Raw genomic sequence first — 9,039 nt, 5'->3', positions numbered from 1 at the left:
AGGCACGCCGCCAGCGTTCGTCCTGAGCCAGGATCAAACTCTCCAAAAAGTGTTTGACTTGCTCATTGTTTTTATAGTGTGTACTCACTTAAATTAAAACGTTGACGTTTCTGCTTTGTTTAGTTTTCAAAGAACTATTAATTTGAGACAGAATAATAGTTTATCATTTTGTCCTCAGATTGTCAAATGATTTTCCGAAATAATTTATTTCGTATCAGCGACAAGATTCATATTATCAAATACATTCGCCTTTGTCAACTTCTACGAAGAAATTAAAACGAAACTTTTTTTTGCTAAAATCCCTTAATCTAACGGGAATTAATATATTAATATCTTTTTTTTAAAGAGTCAATAGAAAAAAGATATTAGTGCTTTGGAATTTTCTGAATGAATAAGCTCATTCTTCATTAGCTATTTTCAGGTCATCTTTTTTAGAACTGGATGAATACTCCTATGATATTTTAACTTTACATATAAATCCTTTATTTTCATTTTATGTAATTTATGTATTCGAATAGCAATCACATTTTTTGTGTTGTTGTTTTACTGTTTTTTGTTTTATCTTGTTTTATTCTTGTTTTATTCTTGTTTTCAGACCCCTTGGAACCCTTGATACGACTGGGCTCGACAGACCTAACTATAACAAAAATGGTGCCAACTATAACAAAAATGGTGCCAACTATAACAAAAATGGTGCCAACTATAACAAAAATGGTGCCTTAACTATAACAAAAATGGTGCCAACTATAACAAAAATGGTGCCAACTATAACAAAAAAAAACTTTTGTTATAGTTAAAAATTTGGCATAATCAGATGAACCCAAAGGGGGATTTTTTTAATGTCTACATCGATTATGGAAAATCGAACCAATCAACTTGTAACTAAATCTAATATTTTAATCGAAGCAAATTATAAACTCGGTGTAGTTGAGCAAAAGATTATTCTTTGTTTGGCCAGCAATATTCATCCCGAGGATTCGGATTTTAAATCATATACATTACCTATTAAGGAGTTTAATCGATTATTAGGCTTAAATGGCACGCCTAAATATACAGAATTAAGGCAAATTACTAAGGAACTCATGCAAAAGGTGTTTGAGGTCCGTATTGATAAGAAAGTCATCCAGGTAGCCTGGTTAAGCTATGTTGCTTATAACGAGTCTGAAGGTACGATAGACGTTCGATTTGATCCTTTCTTACGTCCATACCTATTAGAATTAAAAAAAGAATTTACGAGTTATAAGCTTGAAAATGTCGTTAAACTCAAAAGTTCTTATGCTATTCGGATCTATGAATTGTTAAAACAATACGAAAAGTTTCAGGAGAGGACGTTTTTTCTTTCAGATTTACGGAAGATGCTTGGCGCTGAAGATGTCTATCCTGCTTATGGAAACTTTAAACAACGTGTACTTTTACCGGCCCAGAAGGAACTTATGAAGAAAACGGATATTTCTTTTGAAATAGAAGTTGTGAAAAAAGGACGTAAAGTTGAAAAAGTTAAGTTTCTAATAAAGTCTGCAAAAGAACCTAAGATAGAAGAATTAGATATTTTTGAAAGTAATCTTGAAGAATTTAAGTTGTCAAATAGCTTTTCAAAAAGCGTCAGAAAGCTAGGAAAAACATTGGGGATCCAGTTGTCAGATGAAGTGATTGAATCATGGGGGAAATATGGACAAGCAACCGTTATTGACCTATTAGAGAAAATACAAGATAGAAAAGATATCGAAAATCCTATAGGGTACATAACGAAAGTGTTACGTTCTTCAAGACCTAATGAAGGTATTGCGTCATCCGAAAACATTCTTATGCATTTAATTTCAGATTTTAGAAAATCAAGAGATCCTTTACCGTATTGGTTTGTGGAAGAGAAGTCAATTAGTGAAATACAGAGGTTTTTGGATGTGGAGCAAGGCGATGCTGTGCAGATTTTTGAAACGATCAAACAAGACTTATACGAAACGCTTAATATTATGGAGCCTGAAAATACTACTATAGAAAAAAAGGATATTGAAAAGGCCAAGATACAGATTGAAGATTGGTTAAAAGGAGTGTAGTATCAAATTAATTTTTAGGTTGCTGAATTTAATAGGGAATATAAAAGGGAGTGGATGTCCACCCCTTTTTATGTTCATATATTGTTTTTAGCCATTGCTATCTTTTAGTTGGAGATTTCTTTTTTGTGATTATCGTGCAGCGTGATGTTTGCTTTTTGAACCCAAGCAAGCTCCCCTTATTTAAAGTATATAAAGTGTATTTTTATCCTGTTTAAGGTTTTAAAGCAGCGCTTATATATTCTATCGAGTTTATCTTAAGAATATATGATGGTATGAAAAAAAGTTAGTTAAGCAATTACACTCTTAATGTCTCGCTTATGACGTTGAAAAGCAACCTGTAAAAATGAAGGTTTTTATCACCCAGAAGGAGTTGTTCAACTATTATCGAATAAGGAAAGTAGAAAACAACTTTTGAAAAAAGGAAGGTGTGAAGATTGGCCATTACTATTACAATGGGAATCCAAAAAGGTGGATGCGGCAAATCCACTACAACGGGCATATTATCCTATCTGCTAAAAGAAGATGGCTACCGTGTATTAGCCGTGGATATGGATTCTCAAGGAAACTTGACTGAATTCTTATCTGAACAACCGTCTAATGAGTTCATGGGAAGATCTATTTTAGAAGCGATGCAACAAAACGACGTAGAAAAGTATATTGTTCCTATCACCAATCATTTAGATTTACTTCCTGCCAATAATTTTTTAGCTACATTTCCTCGCTGGATTTATACCGGGAAAACCTATCAAGGGGACACTCTTCCATTTAAGGGGAACCCTAGCTTAATCCTTGATCAAATTCTTGATCAAGTTAGGGATCAATATGACTTTATCTTAATTGATACCCCACCATCACTTAGTGAACAGACGACAAATGCCCTATGCGCAAGTGAACACGTAGTTGTGATGTTTGAATGTTCAAGCTGGTGTTACTCGGCGATTCCTAACTTTATGGACTCTGTTGAAGGGGCTAGAAATTTCGGTCATAGAGATACACAAGTCGTTGGGATTTTGCGCACCATGAACGATGTACGTAGAAGCGATTCAAAAGCGTTTAAAGAAATGATTGAGGAGGACTATCCTAACGAAGTTTTTCAAACCACCATTACGAGAAAAGCACCAGTCGGCCGATTAGCTCTCTATGGATTTAATGGGAATCCAGAATTAAAACAAGCATTAGACCAATACAACCGTTTCTACAAGGAGTTGATTGAGCGTGTCCAAGGTGAATGACATAAAAAAAATGAAACGCCAGCAAAAAATAATTACCCCAACCCAAGCATTAGCCGAAATAGTAGGCGAAGAAGATACCAACGTTTATTCGAATAAAGAAATCAACGATACAAGAAAGGAAGAAATAAAAGTGGAAAGAAAACGCGTATCCTTTGATCTACGTACAGATCTACATAAAGAATTAAAAATGCAAGCTCTTGTCCATGAGAAAAACATCTATATTCTGATTGAAGAGGCTTTGGAGAGGTATTTGAAGGAGATCAAGTAGAATACAATTTACTTACTATGCGGCCAGACTGAAGCTTATTCAAGTAGCATATTCTGCAGTGCTGCATGGAAAGAGGTAAAGAAGGAACCAACCATTCCACCAACGAAGAAACGTTTATTTCTTCTTTTCCTCTTTAGTTGGCGGCTTTAAAGTAGTTCTGGAATTTATAGTCCGCAGAATCCCGAACATGATTGAAGACTACAGATTACTAAAGAGAAAATCCCTCCATATGTTCTGGCATATCTTTTGTAAATGGATGCTGTCGATGCTTTGCCGAAATTCTAAGAAAAAAGAGACTGAGGTTTTTTCTTATCTTCACGTTGAAAAAACACGCTTTTTTCAGCGTGTTCAAGAATTCTTATCCTTATCTTTAAATTCCAGAACAGTGATTACAAACATGCCAAAGCTAAGCATCAGGGATAGAACTTCAAAAGTATCCATTCATCCATCGCCTCCTAACACTCAGCCTTCCCAGACCTCAGTTTGTCCTATACAAAATCAAAATGGAAAAATATTTATAAATAGCTGTAACATCTCTAATTTGAATAATGGATATTGTTGGTTTCCAAGTGAGCCTTTAATCTGCTTCTTTAATTGAATAATGATTTTTTACGAATGTATGATTTTGCATATTTTCGTACATTCAAATCCTTGATATCACTGATTAATATTGATAAACTACCCTTATCATACGTTGAATGTACGATAATGGAGGAAAATCATGAAAGAAAAGAACGTGCAGCCGTTGCGAACGGCCAAAGAAATTGAAGATATGAAATGGGCGTTGCGCCGATATGGTTCGGAACGGGACTATTTTTTGTTTGTCTTTGGAATTAATACCGGGCTTCGGGTCAGTGATATTATTCCGTTGAAAGTCGGAGATGTTCGAGATAAAAGTCATGTGGTGATCCGAGAGAAGAAAACGGATAAAAAGAAACGATTTATGTTACCAGTTAAGCTACGGGAGGAAATTGAGAATTATACAGCCCATATGAACGATAAAGATTACCTGCTTCCAAGCCGAAAAGGAAATGGACCGATTACTCCTACCCAAGCTTACAGGATGCTTGTCAAAGCGGGAAATGTGCTTGGTCGGGACGATATCGGTACGCATACGATGCGAAAAACCTTTGGATATGCGTATTATCGGAGAACGAAAGACCTGGCGTTTCTTCAGAATATTTTTAACCATTCTGCCCCATCGATCACCAAACGGTATATTGGGATTACACAAGAAGAAATCGACGAAACGTTAAAGGATTTTTCTTTGTAAAATGCGGAAAAGAACCATTTTTTGTCGGCACGATTGAAAAACGTCAGTCCACTATGGGGTCATTAAAGCCCCCTTGATGGCCGTTTATAGCATCTGAAATATTCGCATTTACTTTGTTACTCAAAAAAAGATAAAACGCCTTAGAAGGACTAATAAACAGCTTGTACGACGAGTTTTTAAAAAAACACTTCAAATAATCAGCAAACAGCATCCTATAATTCTTACATCATTCGTATTTTTTACTCGTTTCACATTTTTTATCTCTAAACCACTATATCCATATTTCTTAATCTCTTCCCGAAACTAATCACTCTATTTATACATAAACCTCCTTACTACTTCATCCACTTTTACCCTCGGCCGGCTCCTCTAACCAATTATAAAAAGGGACTTCTTTAGGTTTATAAAAAAATTCATAAGCTTCTTTCTCATGCTGTTTCTTCTTAGCAACCAGGCGTATATTTTCAGCATATATGGCTTGTTTTTCTAAAGATCTAAAAATACGATCTACATAACTAGATAGGAATTTTATTGTTGTTCCGTCTTTTATTGCATCATTAACTCTATTATAAATAGCTTGCATAATATGATTATCGCTAATATATATATTACTTTCTTGTTTTAAAGGTAAAGAATAGGTAGAAACTTTTTTAGTGGCTTCTTCCTTACTGTTACAAGAGGTTTCAGCGTTTTCTGTATGGAAATCTGTATGGAAATCTTCTATGTTTAAACCCAATAAATGAACCCAATATGTAAAGTATGGATGATTAACAAACAGGTACACGGGTTTCCCTTTCCCGTTACACCTCTTAGAACGCCTATGTAATTTTACAACCTGTCCTAGTTCTTCTAATTCCTTAAATCTATTCCTTATAGTCCGATCACTAATAGAATGACGATCTGCAAGATACTGGGCCCCGGCGTAAAAGAAACCTAATTCCGCACTGAAAAAACAAATCATATCAAACGCTTGTCGAGTACCCTCTTTAAATAGAATCCATCTGTCTCCTATCTTTTCTTTAATAGAATCCAGCAGCATGTACTTTACTTTCTTCTTTTGATTTTTCGATTCTGCATAAGGCCTGTGAGAAATCATTTGATTGAATTGTGAGGTTTCTACGAAAATAGTCATTGTTTATTTCCCTTCTAGGAACAAAAGAAAAAGGCATTGTTTCCCTATGTAAACTTAAGGGAAACAATGCCTTTAATGTGTTCATGGAAACAAACAACATTTTTTCCTTGAAACTAGCAGGATTATACACTAAAATAGTCGTATAACTTTATTAGTTACAAGGAACTTCGACAAGTGTTTTCCCTAGGGTGATTAGGGGAAACGGTTTAAGGGTGCTCCAACACCACTTAAACAGTTGAGGTTCTTTTTCCGTCCATATGTAATTATTAGCAATTATATCGCTATAAAACTTCCAAATCAATAATAAATTAATAGATTCTCCTTTAAACAAACCGTAAGAGCCTTTAAAAGAAATTAGAACGACCTCAGCGACATTCTTCACAGGTAATTATAAAAACCTCATGACCAAAGCATATTTTACTATTCCCTTAAGAGATCGCAGAAAAAAATAAGTAGCTTAAATAGGATTATAGTGACTTCAATACATCGATGCGGTGTTACTTTGCTTGCAGATTATTGAATGGATCAAATAAAAAAACTAACCTTAGTTGGTTAGTTTTTACGCGCCTTAGAGGATTCGAACCTCTGACCGACGGCTTAGAAGGCCGTTGCTCTATCCTGCTGAGCTAAAGGCGCATCCTATGTGTGGCGGAGAAGGAGGGATTTGAACCCTCGCGCCGGTTACCCGACCTACACCCTTAGCAGGGGCGCCTCTTCAGCCTCTTGAGTACTTCCCCATATACTTCCCCATATAAAAAAATGGCTCCGCAGGTAGGATTCGAACCTACGACCGTTCGGTTAACAGCCGAATGCTCTACCACTGAGCTACTGCGGAACAAAAAATATAGGATTATGGTGGGCCTAAATGGACTCGAACCATCGACCTCACGCTTATCAGGCGTGCGCTCTAACCAGCTGAGCTATAGGCCCATTCTTTTGGAGCGGGTGAAGAGAATCGAACTCTCATCATCAGCTTGGAAGGCTGAGGTTTTACCACTAAACTACACCCGCAAAATATGACGCTGTATGAATTGCTTCATGGATACCGGTGGCCGGGGTCGAACCGGCACTCCAAAGGAACACGATTTTGAGTCGTGCGCGTCTGCCAATTCCGCCACACCGGCATTTTTATTAAGGCAGCACCCGGATTTGAACCGGGGATGAAGGTTTTGCAGACCTCTGCCTTACCACTTGGCTATGCTGCCATGACTGGGCTAGAAGGATTCGAACCTTCGCATGACGGAATCAAAATCCGTTGCCTTACCGCTTGGCTATAGCCCAATAATATAAAATAAATGGGTTCACAACCTTCTTCGGAACTTCCGAAGACCTCTATATTTAAACTATACGATGATGGAATGGTGGAGGGGGGCAGATTCGAACTGCCGAACCCGAAGGAGCGGATTTACAGTCCGCCGCGTTTAGCCACTTCGCTACCCCTCCAGATTATGTTCATGATGGCTCAGGACGGAATCGAACCGCCGACACAAGGATTTTCAGTCCTTTGCTCTACCGACTGAGCTACTGAGCCACACAATGTATATCAACAGTAGGTGATCCTACTAGAATAAAAATGGCGGTCCGGACGGGACTCGAACCCGCGACCTCCTGCGTGACAGGCAGGCATTCTAACCAACTGAACTACCGGACCAGATTGCGGGGACAGGATTTGAACCTGCGACCTTCGGGTTATGAGCCCGACGAGCTACCGGACTGCTCCACCCCGCGACGATATGAATTGTGTGATATTTTTAAAAAAGTGGAGGAGGTAGAGGGATTCGAACCCCCGCGGGATTTGACTCCCCTGTCGGTTTTCAAGACCGATCCCTTCAGCCAGACTTGGGTATACCTCCGAATAAATAGTGGTGGATCTTGTAGGACTCGAACCTACGACCAGACGGTTATGAGCCGTCTGCTCTAACCAGCTGAGCTAAAGATCCTTCATGACTTGGTAGCGGCAGAGGGGATCGAACCCCCGACCTCACGGGTATGAACCGTACGCTCTAGCCAGCTGAGCTACGCCGCCAAATAAATAAGCGTATACAATAATCATAATAATGGTGGAGCCTAGCGGGATCGAACCGCTGACCTCCTGCGTGCAAGGCAGGCGCTCTCCCAGCTGAGCTAAGGCCCCATTATAAAAAGAATAATCGGGAAGACAGGATTCGAACCTGCGACCCCTTGGTCCCAAACCAAGTGCTCTACCAAGCTGAGCTACTTCCCGTCTATATGGCGCGCCCGAAAGGAGTCGAACCCATAACCTTCTGATCCGTAGTCAGACGCTCTATCCAATTGAGCTACGGGCGCGTATAGATGTAAAAATGGTGCCGAGGACCGGAATCGAACCGGTACGGTAGTCACCTACCGCAGGATTTTAAGTCCTGTGCGTCTGCCAGTTCCGCCACCCCGGCACTTACGAAAAGTAGAGCGGAAGACGGGATTCGAACCCGCGACCCCAACCTTGGCAAGGTTGTATTCTACCACTGAACTACTTCCGCGTAATAAACAATGCGGGTGAAGGGACTTGAACCCCCACGCCTCGCGGCGCCAGATCCTAAGTCTGGTGCGTCTGCCAATTCCGCCACACCCGCTAAATAAATGGTGAGCCATGCAGGATTCGAACCTGCGACCCTCTGATTAAAAGTCAGATGCTCTACCAACTGAGCTAATGGCTCGAAAACACAAAAAAACCTGGTGCCGGCAAGAGGACTTGAACCCCCAACCTACTGATTACAAGTCAGTTGCTCTACCAGTTGAGCTACACCGGCACTATAGGTAATGGTGGAGGATGACGGGATCGAACCGCCGACCCTCTGCTTGTAAGGCAGATGCTCTCCCAGCTGAGCTAATCCTCCAATATAGTGACCCCTACGGGATTCGAACCCGTGTTACCGCCGTGAAAGGGCGGTGTCTTAACCGCTTGACCAAGGGGCCGTATAATTGTAAACAAAAGAATAGCCCCTATTAGGGGCTTAGCCTGGCAACGTCCTACTCTCACAGGGGGAGACCCCCAACTACCATCGGCGCTGAAGAGCTTAACTTCCGTGTTCGGAATGGGAACGGGTGTGACCTCTTCGCCA

At 39.6% G+C, this 9,039-nt stretch carries 6 protein-coding genes, 25 tRNA genes and 1 rRNA gene; 4 read left to right on the top strand and 28 right to left on the bottom strand.

All coding sequences use genetic code 11. From position 1 onward, the window contains the following. Positions 1-839: 839 nt before the first annotated feature. The 3 genes from HNP81_RS23280 (at position 840) to HNP81_RS23270 (ending at position 3,554) form a co-directional block, all read left to right on the top strand. Positions 840-2,054 (top strand): replication initiation protein, encoded by a 1,215-nt coding sequence (locus HNP81_RS23280; RefSeq protein WP_034300737.1) that lies wholly within the window; start codon positions 840-842, stop codon positions 2,052-2,054. A 434-nt stretch (positions 2,055-2,488) separates the two neighbouring features. Then, complete coding sequence (locus HNP81_RS23275) at positions 2,489-3,286, top strand: ParA family protein (RefSeq protein ID WP_182504142.1); 798 nt, start codon at positions 2,489-2,491, stop codon at positions 3,284-3,286. Continuing rightward, positions 3,270-3,554 carry a hypothetical protein gene (locus HNP81_RS23270; protein ID WP_028390621.1) on the top strand — a complete coding sequence of 95 codons (285 nt, stop codon included), beginning with the start codon at positions 3,270-3,272 and terminating at the stop codon, positions 3,552-3,554. Before HNP81_RS23275 ends, HNP81_RS23270 begins: the two co-directional genes overlap by 17 nt. A 348-nt stretch (positions 3,555-3,902) precedes the next feature. Here HNP81_RS23270 and HNP81_RS23675 read toward each other — a convergent pair whose 3' ends face one another. Next, positions 3,903-3,995, bottom strand: coding sequence for a putative holin-like toxin (locus tag HNP81_RS23675; RefSeq protein WP_220478697.1), 93 nt, complete (start codon positions 3,993-3,995; stop codon positions 3,903-3,905). Positions 3,996-4,275: 280 nt separating this feature from the next. On the opposite strand from HNP81_RS23675, the gene HNP81_RS23265 reads away from it, so the two are divergent. Continuing rightward, entirely contained in the window at positions 4,276-4,827 is a 552-nt protein-coding gene (locus HNP81_RS23265) for a site-specific integrase (RefSeq protein ID WP_182504141.1), read from the top strand. Positions 4,828-5,167: 340 nt separating this feature from the next. Here the strand turns inward: HNP81_RS23265 and HNP81_RS23260 are convergent, their stop codons facing one another. From HNP81_RS23260 to rrf, 27 genes are all read right to left on the bottom strand, one after another. Then, a complete protein-coding gene (locus HNP81_RS23260) occupies positions 5,168-5,959 on the bottom strand; it encodes an HTH domain-containing protein (protein ID WP_182504140.1) in 792 nt (263 codons plus the stop codon). 562 nt (positions 5,960-6,521) lie between these two features. Further along, positions 6,522-6,595 (bottom strand) — tRNA-Arg (locus tag HNP81_RS23255). A gap of 10 nt (positions 6,596-6,605) precedes the next feature. Next, positions 6,606-6,696, bottom strand: a tRNA-Ser gene (locus tag HNP81_RS23250). A 23-nt stretch (positions 6,697-6,719) separates the two neighbouring features. Continuing rightward, a tRNA-Asn gene (locus tag HNP81_RS23245) sits at positions 6,720-6,794 on the bottom strand. An 18-nt stretch (positions 6,795-6,812) separates the two neighbouring features. Beyond that, positions 6,813-6,889 (bottom strand) — tRNA-Ile (locus tag HNP81_RS23240). Positions 6,890-6,896: 7 nt separating this feature from the next. Then, positions 6,897-6,970, bottom strand: a tRNA-Gly gene (locus HNP81_RS23235). Positions 6,971-7,002: 32 nt separating this feature from the next. Then, positions 7,003-7,083 (bottom strand) — tRNA-Leu (locus tag HNP81_RS23230). 10 nt (positions 7,084-7,093) lie between these two features. Then, positions 7,094-7,164 (bottom strand) — tRNA-Cys (locus HNP81_RS23225). A 4-nt stretch (positions 7,165-7,168) separates the two neighbouring features. Then, positions 7,169-7,240: transfer RNA gene (locus HNP81_RS23220), tRNA-Gln, on the bottom strand. A 78-nt stretch (positions 7,241-7,318) separates the two neighbouring features. Next, a tRNA-Tyr gene (locus HNP81_RS23215) sits at positions 7,319-7,402 on the bottom strand. 15 nt (positions 7,403-7,417) lie between these two features. Continuing rightward, positions 7,418-7,490, bottom strand: a tRNA-Phe gene (locus tag HNP81_RS23210). Positions 7,491-7,533: 43 nt separating this feature from the next. After that, positions 7,534-7,610, bottom strand: a tRNA-Asp gene (locus tag HNP81_RS23205). 3 nt (positions 7,611-7,613) lie between these two features. Beyond that, positions 7,614-7,687: transfer RNA gene (locus HNP81_RS23200), tRNA-Met, on the bottom strand. A gap of 32 nt (positions 7,688-7,719) precedes the next feature. Beyond that, positions 7,720-7,812: transfer RNA gene (locus HNP81_RS23195), tRNA-Ser, on the bottom strand. 10 nt (positions 7,813-7,822) lie between these two features. Beyond that, positions 7,823-7,899, bottom strand: a tRNA-Ile gene (locus HNP81_RS23190). Positions 7,900-7,908: 9 nt separating this feature from the next. Further along, positions 7,909-7,985, bottom strand: a tRNA-Met gene (locus HNP81_RS23185). 32 nt (positions 7,986-8,017) lie between these two features. Continuing rightward, positions 8,018-8,093: transfer RNA gene (locus HNP81_RS23180), tRNA-Ala, on the bottom strand. 16 nt (positions 8,094-8,109) lie between these two features. Next, positions 8,110-8,183 (bottom strand) — tRNA-Pro (locus HNP81_RS23175). 6 nt (positions 8,184-8,189) lie between these two features. After that, positions 8,190-8,266: transfer RNA gene (locus HNP81_RS23170), tRNA-Arg, on the bottom strand. 15 nt (positions 8,267-8,281) lie between these two features. Continuing rightward, a tRNA-Leu gene (locus HNP81_RS23165) sits at positions 8,282-8,370 on the bottom strand. Between the two features lie 15 nt (positions 8,371-8,385). Beyond that, a tRNA-Gly gene (locus HNP81_RS23160) sits at positions 8,386-8,457 on the bottom strand. A gap of 11 nt (positions 8,458-8,468) precedes the next feature. Further along, positions 8,469-8,550 (bottom strand) — tRNA-Leu (locus tag HNP81_RS23155). A gap of 8 nt (positions 8,551-8,558) precedes the next feature. Continuing rightward, positions 8,559-8,634: transfer RNA gene (locus tag HNP81_RS23150), tRNA-Lys, on the bottom strand. 17 nt (positions 8,635-8,651) lie between these two features. Continuing rightward, positions 8,652-8,727, bottom strand: a tRNA-Thr gene (locus HNP81_RS23145). An 11-nt stretch (positions 8,728-8,738) separates the two neighbouring features. After that, positions 8,739-8,814, bottom strand: a tRNA-Val gene (locus HNP81_RS23140). A gap of 7 nt (positions 8,815-8,821) precedes the next feature. After that, positions 8,822-8,893, bottom strand: a tRNA-Glu gene (locus tag HNP81_RS23135). Positions 8,894-8,934: 41 nt separating this feature from the next. Continuing rightward, a 5S ribosomal RNA gene (gene rrf / locus HNP81_RS23130) occupies positions 8,935-9,039 on the bottom strand; the annotation flags it as partial.

This window comes from Peribacillus huizhouensis (assembly GCF_014138605.1).
In the GTDB taxonomy this organism is placed as follows: Bacteria; Bacillota; Bacilli; order Bacillales; family DSM-1321; genus Peribacillus; species Peribacillus huizhouensis.
This window is presented reverse-complemented; position numbering and strand designations above follow the sequence as displayed.

Coding starts and splice junctions, on each gene's coding strand:
- HNP81_RS23280 (WP_034300737.1), top strand. CDS start 840: ATGTCTACATCGATTATGGAAAATCGAACCAATCAACTTGTAACTAAA.
- HNP81_RS23675 (WP_220478697.1), bottom strand. CDS start 3,995: ATGGATACTTTTGAAGTTCTATCCCTGATGCTTAGCTTTGGCATGTTT.
- HNP81_RS23265 (WP_182504141.1), top strand. CDS start 4,276: ATGAAAGAAAAGAACGTGCAGCCGTTGCGAACGGCCAAAGAAATTGAA.
- HNP81_RS23260 (WP_182504140.1), bottom strand. CDS start 5,959: ATGACTATTTTCGTAGAAACCTCACAATTCAATCAAATGATTTCTCAC.